Below are 15856 nucleotides of genomic sequence, written 5' to 3'. Positions count from 1 at the left end.
CCGTGCCCACCATACTAACTTCGAGTCTTGGCTTGATTGGTGGGCACGCTTTGCTTTGCCCACCCTACGGCACCGTCTTCGAGGCGCCTTTACGCCACGCTCTCCAGAAACGCCTCTTCCGCCGCATGCACGGCATCAGGCGTGCCGACATGCATCCAGACGCCGTCGAGGCGGAGGCCGAACAGCCGTTCCTGCTCGTTGGCGCGGTCGAACATCTTGGTCAGTGAGAATTCGCCCTTGGGCGCATCGGCAAAGATCGCGGGCGACATGATCGCCGCGCCGGCATAGACGAACGGAACGACCTCTTTTTCCTTGCGCTTGCGCAGGGCGCCGTCGGGCAGCATGCCGTAATCGCCACGGCCGCTATAGCCGATGCTGGTCGCGGTCGGCGCCATCAGTAGCAGAATGTCCATGCGCGCGGGGTCGAAGTTTTCCGCAAGCCGCGTCAGGTTCGAGCGCACCCCGTCGATCCACAACGTGTCGGAATTGACGTGGAAGAACGGCGCATCGCCGAGCAGCGGCAGCGCCTTGACCACGCCGCCGCCGGTGCCGAGCACCTGGTCGCGTTCGTCCGAGATGATCACGCGCGGAGATTGGCGCGATGCGGTGTGATCGATGATTTGATCGGGCAGGTAATGCACGTTGACCACCGCCTCGGTCACGCCGGCATGGCTGAGCTTATCGAGCACGTGGTCGAGCAGCGGCTGGCCAGCCACCGGCACCATCGGCTTCGGCATCTTGTCCGTCAGCGGGCGCATGCGCAGGCCGAACCCTGCGGCAAGCACCATGGCTTTGGTCGGTTTGACGGACATTCTTCGCTTTCTCAAATCCCTTTATTTCGCTTTCGCGGCAATCCTAGCATGAGCCTCGGCCTGCCGCACCGCATCCCAACCGCCTTAATCGCCCGCCGTGACGGTTATACGACGAGTGTTGCCGTTACGCCCCGATGGCTGTGGAGCGCGCCTTTTTCTTCTTGTCACCGAGCTTGAGGAAATTGACGCCGATCTGGTCGCCATTGACCCAGGCCAGCTCGCAGCGCCGGTACGCAAGTCCGGTGGACGACAGCAGCAGAAAAAATTCCTTCAGGTGCAGGCCCTCGACCGAGCCGTCGATGGTCAGCTTGGCGCCGGTCTCGGAGACGTCCTCCATGGTGCAGTCGCGCCGCCAGGTGCCGTCGATGCCCATCATCTGGGCCGGAACCCCGCGCTCGAAAACGACCCGGTTATTTCCGCGCTGATCCGCTTTCGCCGCCATCTGCCCTTGCTCCAGCCCCGTGACGATCCGGCTGCCTCGCCGCCAGAATAGCGACATCTTGGCTAACGGCCGGTAAATCGGGCCCCGGATTAGGGCTGCGGCGGCGGGACGTTGGCGAGATACCACTCGCGCAGATGGGTGAGCGCGGGATGCGCCAGCGAGCGCTGGAGATAGGTCCAGATCCGCGGCTGGTGACGCAGATAATGCGGCTTGCCGTCGCGGCGATTGAGCCGGGCAAAGGTGCCGAGCAGGCGGGTGTTTCGCTGCGCCGACATGATGGCGTAGAGCTCGGCGAAGCCGGCCGGATCGAAGCTGGCATCGGCGGCGCGGCGCGCCTTGATGTAGCGCGACAGCAGCGTCAGCTCGAGGCTTTCCGGCACGTCGATGCGGGCGTCCTGGAGCAGCGACACCACATCGTAGGATTGCGGACCGAGCACGGTGTCCTGGAAGTCGATCACGCCGACGCGTTCGATGCCGCTGCGATTGCCAAGCCAGATCAGGTTCGGCGAGTGATAGTCGCGGATGATCCACGTCCGCTGCGCCGCCAAGGGTTTCTTCAAGAGCTCGCGCCACATCGCGAAAAACTCGGCGCGCGCCTCCTCGCTCAGCGGCGCATTGCGATCGGGCAGATACCATTCCGGCATCAACCCGATCTCGATCAGCAGCGCCTCGGTGTCGAAGACCGGAATAGCGTAGGTCTGATCTGCGAGCGGGAGTGTTTCCGGCAGCGTCTTGCCGTGCAGCATTGCCAGCACATCGGTCGCGGCCTCGTAGCGCTCGGGAATCGGGCGCGGCGGATCACCTTCGATCACGCCTTCGCTGCCGAAATCTTCGGTGATCAGAAAGCCATGGTCGAGATCGGAATGATGGATCGCGGGGGCGGAGATTCCCTGTGCGCGCAGACCTTCGTCGATTGCGACGAACGGCTTGACGTTCTCGGCGAGATGCACCGCAGCGCTGTAGGACTTTCCGTTATAGAGAGCCGCGCCGTCGGGCCGCTGCGGAAAGTTCATGAGGATGACGATCTCGCCGTCGCGCAGCAGCCGCGCATAGGAGCGGGTCGAGGCATCGCCGTCCATGCGCCGACGCGTCGCGTCGATATAGCCGGATGCATCGAGGAATTCGCGCAGCGCCTTCAGCCGCGCGACCTGCGCGGCGCCCTTGCCGTAACCGGTGATGTCGGCCGCGCGTGCATTCGAGCCCAGCGCCGGCCGGTGCGTCAGCGCGATGTCGATGCGATCTTCCGGCATCGCCGACGGCGCACGCTCGGGCCATTCGATCAGAACGAGGGTGGCATCGGGGAGCGGCGACAGCCCGATCTCCTCGAGCTCGCTCTCGTCCTCGACGCGATAGAGATCGGCATGCATCACCGGGAAGGGCGGCAGCTCGTAGCCCTGCACCAGCGTGAAGGTCGGGCTCGGCACTTCCAGCGCGTCGTCGCCGGCGAGATAGCGGATCAGGCTGCGCGCCGCCGCGGTCTTGCCGGCGCCGAGATCACCGGTGAGTGTGATGACATCGCCCGGGCCGACCAGCAGCGCAAGGTCGGCCATCAATTGCGCAGTGGCCGTCTCGTTGTGGAGCGCGACGGAGAATGTGGTTGGTTCGGTCATTCGGCGGCGTCGCGATGCGCCGCCTGGTCGGTCGGGAAATCGCAGATCACGACCGTGCCCCGGCCGACGATCGAATCCACCCGCACCTTGCCGCCATGCAGCTCGACGAAGGAGCGCACCAGCGACAGGCCGAGCCCGGCGCCGCGGTGACGCGAGCCCTGCGAACGGCTTTCGAACCAGTTGAACACCTTGTCCTTCATGTCGGCAGGTATTCCAGGCCCGGAATCTGTCACGGTGAAGACCACGCTGCGTTCAGTGCGGCGTGCGCTGATGCCGACGGTGGAATCCTGTGGAGAAAACCCGACGGCGTTGGCGAGGAGGTTATAGAGCACCTGCACCACGCGCTTCTCGTCGCCGATGAAGCTGCCGATGTCGGGCGCGATTTCGACCTTGAGGCGGATGCGGTCGGTGGCGAGGCGGTCCTGGATGCCCTCGGCGGCGAGCTCGATGGTCTTGCTGACGTCGACCGGGCCGAGTTCCAGCTTCATCGCGCCGGCGTCGATGGTGGCGAGATCGAGGATGTTGTTGGTCAGCGCCAGCAGCGCGTTGGTCGATTTGGTGACGTAGTCGAGATATTCGGCCTGCTTCGGCGTCAGCGGCCCGGTTGAGGGATCGCTGAGGAAATGCGCGAAGCCGATGATGGTGGTGAGCGGCGAGCGCAGCTCGTAGGAGACGTGGTGGACGAAATCCACCTTCATCTGGTCGGCAGCCTCCAGCGCCTCGTTGCGCTCGCGCAGCGCGCGCTCGACATTCTCGGTGTCAGTAATGTCTTGGAACGTCAACATGGTCGCGCCGTCAGGCAGCGGGCGGATCATGCCATGAAGCACGCTGCCGTCCTTGCGTTCCAGCTTGAGCGGGATGTCGGCGCGGTTCTCGATCGAGGTGATGGCTTCGCGGATCTGGCGCCAGACGCCGGGGTCGTCGAACAGCTGATGACACCAGCCTTCGACCGTCTGGATATGCGGCTCGCCGCGCATGGCATCGCTGGACAGCTTCCACATCCGGGCGAAGGCCGGGTTGAACAGCTGCGCCTTGCCATTGCTGCCGAACACCGCGACGCCTTCGGCGAGGCTGTCGAGCGTCTCGCGCTGCACGCGGATCAGGCCGTCGAAGCGGCGGGCGAGGTCGAGGCTCTCGGTGACGTCGTCGAACAGATAGGTGACGCCGCCTTCCGGGTTCGGCGTGGTGACGACCGAGAGGGCGCGGCCGTCGGGCAGGAACCAGGTGTCCTTGGCGGTCTCGACCGCGCGGTAGGCCTCGTGCAGCTTGGCCTTCCAGGCGCGGAAGTCCGGCTGCTCCGGCAATTTGCGCGCGGCGCGGAGCTGGTCGAGCACGCTGGAATCATCAGGGTTGGCGTCGAGGAAGGTGCGGTCGAGATCCCACAATCGCCGATAGGAATCGTTGTAAAAGGCAAGCCGGCGCTGACCGTCGAACACGGCCACGCCCGAGGAGAGCTGGTCGAGCGTACGGCGATGCGCCTCCGCCATGCGTACGAGGGCCGAGCTCAGCGCATCCGCCTCGCTGGCATCGATGGCGACGCCGACGCTGCCGCTGCCGACATTGACCGCGCGCACGTCATACATGCGCCGTTCGCCGCCGATCACGATCGGCAGCCGCGAGTTGAAGTTGGCGGCGTCCTTCAGTCCCCGGTCCATTGCGGTGCGGTCGGCGCTGTCGAGCAGCTCGAGCTTGCGCTCCTGGGCATCGGTGACGCTGTTCGCCTCGGTCGCGCGCACATAGGCGGGGTTGGCGTAGGTCAGTGCGCCGTTCTCGCCCTTGGCCCAGATCGGCCATGGGGAAGCGGCGGCGAAGCCGCGCAGCATCTCGGTCTCGTCGGAGAGCGCCTTGTAACGCAGATTGGTCTCGGCCAGATCGCGCCGGAGCCCGGAGAGTTCGCGAATCCTGACAATGGCCTGGCCGCCGATGGCGCGGCCGATGGCTTCCAGCGTATGGCCATGCGCGGTGGTCAGCGTCAGTTGGAACCCGTCGCCGTGCTGGCGCAGCGCATCGACGGCGTGATCCATCTGCAGCGCCGGTTCCGGCGGCAGCCAGGTTCCGAATGCGAGCACGCGCTGCGGCGAAGAATCGCGCGGTAGCACCATCGAGATGTCGCCGGAAATCTGCGCGCGGTTGTCGCCGGCCGGCCAGGAGATCAGGATCTGCGGCTCGGCGAACAGCAGGGCGCCGAAGCGGTCGGCCTGGAGTTGCAGTTCCCCGATCCGGGCGCGCAGCCGCGCCTCGTTATCCGCCGTGCGCACGCGCGTGCGCATCAACAGGATCGCCGCCACCACCGAGAAGCCGAGCAGGGCCAGTGCGGTGGCGAGCACCGCGAGTTCCTGCCGGTTGAAATCCAGCATGATGGAGAGAGTGTCGACGAGGTCGGCGGCCTCAGCCGGCGCAGCCGGCAGCAGCGCCGCGAAAGCGCTTCCCAACAAGCCGTTGCGCGCCAACGATGTGCACGACAACAGCGTCCGACGCATCGACACGATCACGCCTGACATAGTTGCCCCAAGATCGCACGGATTTGCGCGCGGCGACCCCCGTCGCGCGCGAATCAAAAGACAATACCCTCACCGCGACTCCGGCGGTAAGAGTCCAGATCGTGAACGCAAAGGCGGCCCCCCAAAAATGCCGGGCACGATGTTCCAACGCACGTAGTTCTTCGGGTGATTCGGCTGGAGCTGTCGCGCGTTAGCGGGCGATGAAGATTCGGGTAAGACCGCCACTGCGAAGCAGGTGTGCTCCCTCCCCCGCTTGCGGGGGAGGGGTGGGGAGAGGGTGTCTCCCCAACGGGACAATCCCCCGGAGGCAAGAGCCCTCACCCGCGTCGCTTCGCTCCGCGACCTCTCCCGCAAGCGGGAGAGGTGAAGAACTAGCGGCCGGTCGAACCAAAACCGCCGGCGCCGCGATCGGTCGTCGACAAGGTGGCCACGGGAACCAGCGCGGCCTGCACCACGGGCGCGATCACCAGCTGGGCGATGCGCTCGCCGCGCTTGATCACGAAGGGCGCCGCGCCGTGATTGATCAGGATCACCTTGATCTCGCCGCGATAGTCCGCGTCGATCGTGCCCGGCGAGTTCAGCACGGTGACGCCGTGCTTGGCGGCAAGCCCCGAGCGCGGCCGCACCTGGGCCTCGTGGCCCGGCGGCAAGGCGATTGCGAGGCCCGTCGGCACCAGCGCGTATTGGCCGGGCGCGAGCGTCAACGGCTCGCTTTCCGGAACCGCAGCCATCAGATCGAGCCCGGCGGCCTCGGCGGTCTGATAGGTAGGCAGCGGCAGGCCATCGGCATGGGCGAGGCGTTGCAGTTCGACCGTGACTTTGGTGCTCAAGATGCCCGCTCCCGGGATTTGTCGGCCACGCTCCTTGCGACATGCGCGACCAGTTCGATGGCGACCTGTTCCTTGGTCATCACCGGCCAGGAATCAACTGCGATCTCGCCATTCTTCTCACCGTTCTTGCGGCTGATCAGGTGCACGGTGTTGCGGTCGCCGCCCATCACGCCGGTGGCCGGCGAGACATCGTTGGCGACGATCCAGTCGCAGCCCTTGCGCGCGAGTTTTGATTTGGCGTTGTCGATGAGATGCTCGGTCTCGGCGGCAAAGCCGATCACCAGCGGCGGCCGCTTGTCGGTCAGCTTGGAGATGGTGGCGAGGATGTCGGGGTTCTCGACCAATTGAAGCGGGGGCATGCCGGCCGAGGTCTTCTTCAGCTTCTGCTCGCCCTCGTTGGCGACGCGCCAGTCGGCGACCGCGGCGGCGAAGATCGCGATGTCGGCGGGGAGCGCGGCCTGTACCTGCTCCAGCATCTGCCGTGCCGATTCGACATGCTTCACCGTCACGCCCTGGGGATCGCTGAGATCGACCGGGCCGCTGACGAGGATCACCTCGGCGCCGGCGGCCTGGGCAGCGGCGGCGATGGCAAAGCCCTGCTTGCCGGAGGAGCGATTGGCGATGTAGCGCACCGGATCGATCGGCTCGTGCGTGGGTCCTGCGGTGATCAGCACGCGCTTGCCGGCGAGTGGGCGCGGCACGGGCGGCCGCAGCAGCCGCTCGGCGGCATTGGCGATCTCGATCGCCTCCGACATGCGACCGGTTCCGGCTTCCCCGGCCTCCGCCATCTCGCCGGAATTCGGCCCGACCAACACCACGCCGTCGCGCTGGAGCTGCGCGACGTTGCGACGCGTCGCCGCGTTGTTCCACATCAGCGGGTTCATCGCCGGCGCCAGCAGCACCTTGCGATTGGTCGCGAGCAGGATGGCGCTGGCGAGATCGTCGGCATGGCCGTTCGCCATCTTGGCCAGGAGGTCGGCGGTCGCCGGCGCCACCACGATCAGATCGCAGTCGCGCGCGAGCCTGATATGGCCGGCATCGAACTCGCTCTGGGGGTCGAACAGGTCGGTGTAGACGCGCTCATGCGACAGCGCGCTCACCGCCAGCGGCGTGACGAATTGCTGCGCTGCCTTGGTCAACACGCAACGCACCTCGACGCGCCGTTCCTTGAGCCTTCGGATCAGGTCGAGCGACTTGTAGGCTGCGATGCCGCCGCCGATGATCAGGGTGACGCTGGCCTCGGGAGCGGCGCTGATACGTTGGGGTGTCGGGGCTGAGGCTGCCGCAGGCGGCACCGCAAACGGCGTCAGCGGCTCCTCGCGGCCCTCGATCAGCTCCCGCAGGATGACCCGGACCTCTTCCTCGACTGACCTGTGGTTCTTGGCCGAGCGCAGCCGCAGATAGGTTTTGACGGCGTCGTCGAGCTTGCGGATGGTCAGGCTTGCCATGACGCCCTCCAGCACGGAATGATCGCGATGCTATCATTCGTGTGATTGCAGTGCAATCACAGATTCCGGACGGCGATCAGAATGCCGATGAAGGTCGCGGCGATGATCCAGAGCGCCACGGTGCGCCCGCGGTTCTTGCGGCCCTCGCTGCGGCCCATCGCGGCGATGCTCTCCGGCGACAGCCCTATGCCCTCCCGCGTCATGGTCTCGAGCTGCTCCAGCACCTTCACCGACCGCTCGGCGATCTCCGGCAGGCGCATCAGCACGCGCGCAATGTCTCCGGTCCCCGCCAGCGCGCCCTGGACCCGGCCGATCGGCCCGAGATTGCGCTCGATCCATTCGCGCACCACGGGGTCCGCGACCTTCCAGATGTCGAGCTTGGGATCGAAGCCGCGCGCCACGCCCTCGACCACGACCATGGTCTTTTGCAGCAGAATCAGCTCGGGCCGCGTCCTCATGTCGAACAGGCCGGTGACCTCGAGCAGCAGCGTCAACAGCCGCGCCATCGAGATCTCCTCGGCGGTGCGGTTGTGGATCGGCTCGCCGATGGCGCGGATCGCTTGCGCGAAATTCTCGACCGAATGATGCGCGGGCACATAGCCCGCCTCGAAATGCACCTCGGCGACGCGGCGGTAGTCGCGGGTGATGAAGCCGAGCAGGATCTCGGCGAGGAAGCGCCGCTCCTTCATCCCGAGCCGGCCCATGATGCCGAAATCGACCGCGACGAGACGGCCGGTATCATCCAGGAACAGATTGCCCGGATGCATGTCGGCGTGGAAGAAGCCGTCGCGCAGCGCGTGCCGCAAAAAGCTCTGGATCACCTTGCGGCCGAGATCGGGCAGGTCGACCTGCGCCTCTGCAAGGCGCTTGTGATCGTTCAGCGCGATGCCGTCGATCCACTCCATCGTCAGCACGTTGTGCGTGGTGCGATCCCAGTCGACGATCGGCACGCGGAAATCAGGGTCGTCGCGCGTGTTCTCCGCCATCTCCGACAGCGCCGCGGCCTCCAGCCGCAGATCCATCTCCATCGCGACCGAGCGCGACATGGTGTTGATGACTTCGATGAGGCGCAGGCGCCGTGCCTCGGAAGAATAGGCTTCGGCCTTGTGCGCGACGAAGAAAAAGTCGGAGAGGTCGCGGCGGAAACGTGCGGCGACGTTGGGCCGGAGCACCTTGATCGCAACCGGCTTGCGGATGCCGTCGCGCATGACCTCGCCGCGATGCACCTGCGCAATCGAGGCGGCCGCGACTGGGGGGCCGAAGCTCGCAAACACATCCGTCAGCGGCCGTTCCAGCGACGTCGTGATCGCCGCCTCCGCTTCGGCTTGCGAAAACGGCGGCAGGCGATCCTGGAGGCTTTCGAGATCGCGCGCCATGATGACGCCGACGACGTCGGGGCGCGTTGCCAGGAACTGCCCGAGCTTGAGATAGGCCGGGCCCATTCGGGTGAGGGCTCGCGATATCCGCGGACCGTGCTTGACGCCGCGCCGCTCGATGAGGCGGGCCAGCTTCAGCGCGAGCTGTCCCGGCGGCGGCACCAGGCTGCGATCGACCGAGCCGAACACGCCTTCGCGCGCGAACACGAACGCGGCGCGGATCAGGCGCGCAATGTGGCTAATGGCAGAGATCACAAACGCCAGCCTGAATGCAATGCGACGATGCCGCCGCTGAGTGTCTGCCAGCTGACGCGGGAAAAGCCTGCGTCGCGGATCATGTCGGCGAAGACGCCTGGCTTTGGAAACTTGCGGATCGATTCGACCAGGTACTGGTAGGACTCGGCGTCGCCCGTGACCATGCGGCCAAGCGGCGGGATCACCTTGAACGAGAACAAGTCATAGAGGCGATCGAGGCCCGGCATCTCGACGGTCGAGAATTCCAAGCACAGGAAACGGCTGCCGGGCTTGAGCACGCGATAGGCCTCGCGGAGCGCAAGGTCGATCTGCGGCACGTTGCGGATGCCGAAGGCGATCGTATAGGCATCGAAGCTGCGATCGGCGAAGGCGAGCGTTTCGGCATTGCCCTCGACGAAATCAACCTGGGTCTCAAGATGCCGCTTGGCGGCGCGCTCGCGGCCCACGGCGAGCATGTCGGTGTTGATGTCGCAGACGGTGGCATGGAAGCCCGAGCCTGCCGCCTTGGCGGCGCGGAACGAGATGTCACCGGTGCCGCCGGCGACATCGAGCAGCGCGAACGGCCGGCCGCTCCTCGGCGGGTCGAGCGCGTTGATCATGATGTCCTTCCAGACCCGGTGCAGGCCACCGGACATCAGGTCGTTCATGAGATCATAGCGCGAGGCCACGCTGTGAAACACATCGTTCACCAGCGTCTGCTTGTCCCCTAAGGGGACGTCCCTGAAGCCAAAATGCGTGGTTTCGCCCGGCCGATCCATTACTCTACTCCACGAGGCGGACCATAGCGCGCCCGCCGCAATGGCGCTATCACACCGCCCTCATAAGGTGAATGCCTGACCATGCCTGAATTGCCCGAAGTCGAGACCGTCCGCCGCGGCCTTCAGCCCGTCATGGAGGGTGCGAAAATCCTTGTTGCGGAGGCCCGGCGGCCGGATTTGCGCTTTCCGTTCCAGCCGGACTTCGTGGCGCGGCTCAAGGGGCAGGTCGTCACCGGGCTCGGCCGCCGCGCAAAATATCTCATGGCCGATCTCGCCTCCGGCGACGTGCTCCTGATGCATCTGGGCATGTCGGGCTCGTTCCGCGTCATCAAGCCGGACAACGATGCCGCGCAGCCCGGCGAGTTTCACTATCCCCGCGGCAAGGACTCGGCGCACGACCACGTGCTGTTTCGGATGTCCTCGGGCGCCGACATCGTCTTCAACGACCCGCGCCGCTTCGGTTACATGAAGGTGATCGCGCGCAAGGCGCTCGAAGACGAGCCGCTACTGCGTGGGCTCGGCCCCGAGCCGCTCGGCAACGAGTTCGATGCCGCGATGCTGGCGCGGTCCTGTGCCGGCAAGACCACCAGCCTGAAGGCGGCGCTGCTCGACCAGCGCGTGGTGGCGGGGCTCGGCAACATCTATGTCTGTGAAGCGCTGCACCGCTCGCATCTGTCGCCGCGCCGGATCGCCGCGACGTTGTCGACCAAGGCCGGACAACGCAAGGGCGTTGCCGGGGGCGAGCCGACGGACCATGCCAAGCGATTGGTCGGCGCGATCCACACCGTGCTGAACGATGCCATCAAGGCCGGCGGATCGTCACTGCGCGATCACCGTCAGACCTCGGGCGAGCTCGGCTATTTCCAGCACTCGTTTAGGGTCTATGACCGCGAGGGCGAGAAATGCACGACGCCGGGCTGCGGCGGCACCATCAAGCGGTTTACGCAGAACGGCCGGTCGACCTTCTGGTGTCCGAAATGTCAGAAGTGAGGATCAGGCGAGCGGCCGACAGAAGGTGAGTTTCTGCTAGCCGATATGCCTACCGCACTCCGTCATTGCGAGGAGCTCTTGCGACGAAGCAATCCAGACTGTCACCGCGGAGGTACTCTGGATTGCTTCGCTTCGCTCGCAATGACGGGTAGGTCGAGCCTCTCCCCCAAAAGAGAAGCGAAGCAACCCGGCCGGGCTGGTGGCCGGATTGCTTCGTCGCTTGGGCTCTTCAACCGGATAGTGAAGAGCCCGCTGCCGTCCGAGCGATCGCCCCGCTCAGGACGCCAGTATCTTGGTCTCGTCCGCCGAAAGCTCGGCGCTGACATGCAGCATGCCGTCCGCAGCCGACATCATCTGGCTGGCCAGCAGATGGGTCGTGGCGGAGAGTTCGAGCCGGGTCTCGATCCAGTGCCAGAGGCCGCGGATCTCGTCCGCCGATTTGCCGTTCGGCGCGAATTCGCTGACCGCGAGACCGTTCGCGAGTGAGTCCTGGTGATCGTTGCGCATCACGATCAGCGGACGCGCGAGCACCTCGGCAAGATCGAGCGCGGCTTCCTCGGCCAGGGTGCTGGCGGCATTGTCGATGCGCTGGCCGCGGATCGGGGTCTGGTTCAGCACGAAGGCAAAGTGGCGCTTCCAGGCGCGCGCGACGCTGAGCGTCGAAGCGGTCGCCTCGATGTCGGCGACGCTCGGGCGGGCCGGGATCAGGCAGAGATCGGAATGGCGGATCGCAGCCGTGGTGGCGGCGCTGAGACCGGCTGCGGTGTCGACGATCGCGAGCTGGAGGCCGCTGTCGGCCAGCATTTGCAGGCGCGGCGCGATGTCGGCGGCGTGATAGATCGGCTCGACGACGAGATCCTCGGTGGTGCGGCGGCGCTGCCAGCTGGACAGGGTGCCCTGCGGGTCGGTCTCGATCAGGCGGACGGTGAAGCCGGCTTGCTGAGCTGCGAGCGCGAGGCCGATGGCAAGCGTGCTCTTGCCGCTGCCACCCTTTTGGGTGGCCAGTACGATCGTGTGCATTGAAGATCAATCCTTTGGAATGCTTGGGTCAGGAATACGCCACGCGAACGTGCATCGATCTCGATGCTGAGCTCTTCTCGCTCAGGACGTGCCGGCCCGATCCAAAGGGGATCGCGGAGGTCCGAATCAATGGCAACGATGATGGCGGAATAGCGAATGCCAGCGAATCCGTACCATTACCGGACCCGTAGTCGTACGTAGGATGCGTGCCGATTGATCTCGTGCCCCGGACGCAGCGCAGCACGCAGTGATGCGCTGCTGAGCCGGGGCCCAGAAACTCTTGCACAGGATTTGTAGTGGCCTGGGTCCCGGCTCTGCGCAGCAACGCTGGGGCGTTGCAGCGCGTCCGGGACACGAGACTTATTTGCGCACGCAGATCACGCGCACGACGGCCGCCCTTGCATCGGTCGATGTGCCGTTTGCGATGACGGCGTTCGCCTTGAGGAAATCGCGCACCGTCTCCGCGGCGACCATCACCGCCTGTGACGCCGACATTGATGTCGCGGGGCCCGCGACCATCGCCGGCTTCAGCAGCGCAATGCCGGCGAACTTGCCGTCGGCGTCAATGGCCGGGCTGCCGGAGAATCCCACCGATGGTGGCGGCGATAATGCGGAACTGCTTGATGCGACCGGCGCCAGCGCGGACTTGAGGCTCGACACGCCGGCCGCGCCGCCCTGGCTCTGCGGATCGGCGATACCGACGACATCGACACTCGTCTTTGCCGTACCGCCGACGAGGCTGAGCGGCTTCAGGCCGCGCGCGCCGTAAATGTGCAGGAGCGCGAGATCGTGCTCCTTGTCCTCGGCGAGACGGTCGGCGCTGCCATAGCCCGCGATCGTGATCGCGAGACAGCCATCGGTGACGAGGCGGTCAGTGACGATCGCACCATCGTCGCTGACGACAATGCCGGTGCCGTATTCGACGGTCTTGCGCGGCGGCGGCCCGGCTTGCGGTCCCGACGGAAATGCATTGAAGGCGCTCGACATCGCGATCACGACCGGCTCGACCGTGTTCTCGGTCGCCTGATCGTAGAGGATTGTCATGGTGCGGACCTCGTCGCCTTTGAAGGTGCCGCGGACATAAAACTTCTTCAGGCCCTGCAATCCCGACAGCACGAAGAAGTCGGGCTTCACCACGGTGTAATCGACCTTGCGCCCGGACGGCTCCTTCTCCAAGTCGGCGAGTTTCGCCGAGGTCGGGTTCGCCTCTTTGCGGCGGCTGAGCAGCACCTGAACCGTGCCGGTCGGCGAAGTCCATTTCGAACCGTTGGCGTCGCTCGCCTGCTGCGGCACCAGCTTGCCGGGGATGCCGAGCCGGGCGCCGCTGGTCGGCTCCGTCACGATCTTCCAGCCGACGCTCTCCTGTTTCTTTCGTGCCGTCTCGGCGAGCGCGGCGCGCTCCTGCGGATTGAGCACGCCGGTCGGCTTGCCGCCCTTGGCCTTCTGGTACTCCTTGATGGCGTTGACCATGCGCTCGCTGACGTCGCCGGTGATGGCGCCGTTGTACTGGCCGACCCAGGCGAGGTCGGACTGGAGCGCCAGCCGCTCAGCTCTTGCCATGGCATCCGCTGTGGCCGACGGCGTCTGCATCGCCGGAGGCTGGATCGGCACGGTCTGCACCGTCTTCGGCTTGGTGCCGGGGACCTGTGGCGCCGTCATCTGGGCGTTCTGGGCGTTCGCGCCTGTGGCAGCCGCAAACATCAGTGTTGCCGCAAGCATCGATCTCATGACAAATCCAGCCAGCCCATTGAACGCCATGTCATTGAAGCACATCTCCTTGGTCGCGACCAATGATGCGGTGGTTCAGGTGGCGATAGAGGCCACGAACTCAAGTCCTCTTCCTGAGGAGCGGCCTCAAGGCGGCGTCTCGAAGGATGGCCACGGGCGAGATCGGGGCCCTTCATGGTTCGAGACGGCGCTTTGCGCCTTCTCACCATGAGGGTCGAGAGGAACATACGACGATGCTGAGCCCGGATGAACTCGAACGCTATGCCCGCCATATCGTGCTGCGCGATGTCGGCGGTCCCGGCCAGGCTGCGCTGAAGCGGGCCTCCGTGCTGGTGATCGGCGCCGGCGGGCTCGGCGCGCCCGCTCTGATGTATCTGGCCGCCGCCGGCGTCGGCACGCTCGGCGTGGTCGATGACGACGTGGTGTCGCTGTCCAACCTCCAGCGCCAAGTCATCCATACGACGCCCGATATCGGCCGGCACAAAGTCGAAAGCGCCGCCGAGCGGATCGCCGCGCTCAATCCGCATGTCCGTTTCGTCGGCCACGCCACCTGGCTCAACGCCGACAATGCGCTCAGCCTGATCGGCGACTACGACCTCGTGCTCGACGGCTCCGACAATTTCTCGACGCGCTATCTGGTCTCGGACGCCTGCTTCTTTGCAAAGCGGCCGCTGATCACGGCGGCGCTCGGCACCTTCGACGGCTCGCTCACCACCATACGCGCACATGAGAAGAACGAGCAGGGCGAATTCAATCCGACCTATCGCTGCCTGTTTCCGGAGGCACCGCCGCCCGGCACGGTGCCGGCCTGCGCGGAGGCCGGCGTCATGGGGGCGCTGGCGGGGGTGCTCGGCTCGATGATGGCGCTGGAGGCGATCCGCGAGATCGTCGGCTTTGGCGATGGACTCATCGGCCGCCTCCTGATGATCGATGCGCGCGCGATGCGCTTCGAGACGCTGCGCTACGGGCGAGATCCGGCCAATCCGCTCAACGGCGATGGGCCCGTCGTCACCGACCTCAGCGCCCACCGCACCTGATCGCCGTTACCTCGTGGCCGGCTTCTCGCTGTCGAGATGCGCCATCTGCTCGGCCGCATAGCGCGTGCCGGCGGCGACATCCGGCGGAAATGCCTTGGCCAGCGCAGCGAGATGAGCCTGTGTCAGCGTCACCCTGGTCGCGCCGAGCGCTTCGGTGAGACGGGTGCGGGTTCTCGCGCCGACCAGCGGCACGATCTCCTGGCCCTGCGCCGCCACCCAGGCGATTGCGACCTGCGCCGGCGTTGCGCCGATCTCGGCGGCGATCGCGCGCAGGGATTCCACCAGCGCGAGATTGGCGTCGAGATTTGCGCCCTGGAAGCGCGGCGTCATCAGCCGGTAGTCCTTGCCGGCCTTGCCGCTGTCCCTGGTCCAATGGCCGCTGATCAGCCCGCGCGCCAGCACGCCATAGGCCGTGATGCCGATGCCGAGTTCGCGGCAAGTTTTGAGGATATCGGGCTCGATGCCACGCTCGATCAGCGAATATTCGATCTGGAGATCGGCGATCGGATACACGGCATGCGCGCGGCGGATGGTGTCGGAACCGACCTCGGACAGGCCGATATGCCTGATGTAGCCGGCCTTCACGAGATCGGCGAGGCCGCCGATGGTCTCCTCGATGGGCACGTTCGGATCGAGCCGCGCCGGGCGATAGATGTCGATGCAGTCAGTGCCGAGACGTTGCAGCGAATAGGCGAGAAAATTCCTGATCGCTGCCGGCCGACAATCCATGCCGGCGAATTCGCCGGCCGGGCCGCGCAGCGCGCCGAACTTGACGCTGATCTGGACCCTGTCGCGCGCGATGTCCTTCAGCGCTTCGCGGACCAGCATCTCGTTGTGGCCCATGGCGTAGAAATCGCCAGTATCCAGCAGCGTGATGCCGGCATCGAGCGCCGCATGCACCGTGGCGATGGCCTCGCCGCGATCGGCGGGGCCGTAGACCTCCGACATGCCCATGCAGCCGAGCCCAAGGGTGGAGACGATGGGGCCGGTTGAACCGAGTTTGCGCTGTTCCATGATGGCTCTCCTCGAAGACGCGGCAGGCGGAGTAC

The 15856-nt window shown here is 65.9% G+C and carries 13 protein-coding genes; 2 read left to right on the top strand and 11 right to left on the bottom strand.

All coding sequences use genetic code 11. The annotated features are described in order from the left end of the window. Positions 1 to 89: 89 nt before the first annotated feature. The 8 genes from BLV07_RS08035 to ubiE form a co-directional block, all read right to left on the bottom strand. Complete coding sequence (locus tag BLV07_RS08035) at positions 90 to 812, bottom strand: nucleotidyltransferase family protein (RefSeq protein ID WP_091882291.1); 723 nt, start codon at positions 810 to 812, stop codon at positions 90 to 92. A gap of 124 nt (positions 813 to 936) precedes the next feature. Beyond that, positions 937 to 1254, bottom strand: a complete 318-nt coding sequence (locus BLV07_RS08030) for a PilZ domain-containing protein (RefSeq protein WP_091883010.1) — start codon at positions 1252 to 1254, stop codon at positions 937 to 939. A gap of 89 nt (positions 1255 to 1343) precedes the next feature. Continuing rightward, a complete protein-coding gene (tsaE, locus tag BLV07_RS08025) occupies positions 1344 to 2864 on the bottom strand; it encodes a tRNA (adenosine(37)-N6)-threonylcarbamoyltransferase complex ATPase subunit type 1 TsaE (protein ID WP_091882288.1) in 1521 nt (506 codons plus the stop codon). After that, positions 2861 to 5365 carry a sensor histidine kinase gene (locus BLV07_RS08020; protein WP_091882285.1) on the bottom strand — a complete coding sequence of 835 codons (2505 nt, stop codon included), beginning with the start codon at positions 5363 to 5365 and terminating at the stop codon, positions 2861 to 2863. Before BLV07_RS08020 ends, tsaE begins: the two co-directional genes overlap by 4 nt. Before the next feature lie 371 nt (positions 5366 to 5736). Then, entirely contained in the window at positions 5737 to 6195 is a 459-nt protein-coding gene (dut, locus tag BLV07_RS08015; protein ID WP_091882282.1) for a dUTP diphosphatase, read from the bottom strand. Beyond that, entirely contained in the window at positions 6192 to 7643 is a 1452-nt protein-coding gene (coaBC, locus tag BLV07_RS08010) for a bifunctional phosphopantothenoylcysteine decarboxylase/phosphopantothenate--cysteine ligase CoaBC (protein ID WP_091882279.1), read from the bottom strand. The genes dut and coaBC overlap by 4 nt, the downstream gene beginning before the upstream one ends. 56 nt (positions 7644 to 7699) lie before the next feature. Next, complete coding sequence (ubiB, locus tag BLV07_RS08005) at positions 7700 to 9274, bottom strand: 2-polyprenylphenol 6-hydroxylase (protein ID WP_091882276.1); 1575 nt, start codon at positions 9272 to 9274, stop codon at positions 7700 to 7702. Then, positions 9271 to 10032: a bifunctional demethylmenaquinone methyltransferase/2-methoxy-6-polyprenyl-1,4-benzoquinol methylase UbiE gene (gene ubiE, locus BLV07_RS08000; protein WP_091882272.1), complete on the bottom strand. Its 762-nt coding sequence runs from the start codon at positions 10030 to 10032 to the stop codon at positions 9271 to 9273. The genes ubiB and ubiE overlap by 4 nt, the downstream gene beginning before the upstream one ends. Before the next feature lie 81 nt (positions 10033 to 10113). Here ubiE and mutM point away from each other — a divergent pair, with 81 nt between their 5' ends. Next, positions 10114 to 11022, top strand: a complete 909-nt coding sequence (gene mutM, locus BLV07_RS07995; RefSeq protein ID WP_091882267.1) for a bifunctional DNA-formamidopyrimidine glycosylase/DNA-(apurinic or apyrimidinic site) lyase — start codon at positions 10114 to 10116, stop codon at positions 11020 to 11022. Between the two features lie 276 nt (positions 11023 to 11298). On the opposite strand, the gene BLV07_RS07990 is transcribed toward mutM, so the two are convergent. Both BLV07_RS07990 and BLV07_RS07985 read right to left on the bottom strand, forming a co-directional pair. After that, complete coding sequence (locus tag BLV07_RS07990) at positions 11299 to 12042, bottom strand: nucleotide-binding protein (RefSeq protein WP_091882264.1); 744 nt, start codon at positions 12040 to 12042, stop codon at positions 11299 to 11301. Positions 12043 to 12402: 360 nt separating this feature from the next. Further along, positions 12403 to 13770 carry a serine protease gene (locus BLV07_RS07985; protein ID WP_176945406.1) on the bottom strand — a complete coding sequence of 456 codons (1368 nt, stop codon included), beginning with the start codon at positions 13768 to 13770 and terminating at the stop codon, positions 12403 to 12405. 233 nt (positions 13771 to 14003) lie between these two features. On the opposite strand from BLV07_RS07985, the gene BLV07_RS07980 reads away from it, so the two are divergent. Continuing rightward, positions 14004 to 14807: a HesA/MoeB/ThiF family protein gene (locus BLV07_RS07980; RefSeq protein ID WP_091882261.1), complete on the top strand. Its 804-nt coding sequence runs from the start codon at positions 14004 to 14006 to the stop codon at positions 14805 to 14807. Between the two features lie 6 nt (positions 14808 to 14813). Here the strand turns inward: BLV07_RS07980 and BLV07_RS07975 are convergent, their stop codons facing one another. Beyond that, positions 14814 to 15821, bottom strand: a complete 1008-nt coding sequence (locus tag BLV07_RS07975) for an aldo/keto reductase (RefSeq protein ID WP_091882258.1) — start codon at positions 15819 to 15821, stop codon at positions 14814 to 14816. Between the last annotated feature and the right edge of the window lie 35 nt (positions 15822 to 15856).

Source organism: Bradyrhizobium sp. Rc2d (assembly GCF_900099855.1).
Lineage (GTDB): Bacteria > Pseudomonadota > Alphaproteobacteria > Rhizobiales > Xanthobacteraceae > Bradyrhizobium.
The sequence above is the reverse complement of the archived record's forward strand: the minus strand, read 5'-3'. Positions and strand labels throughout refer to the sequence as shown.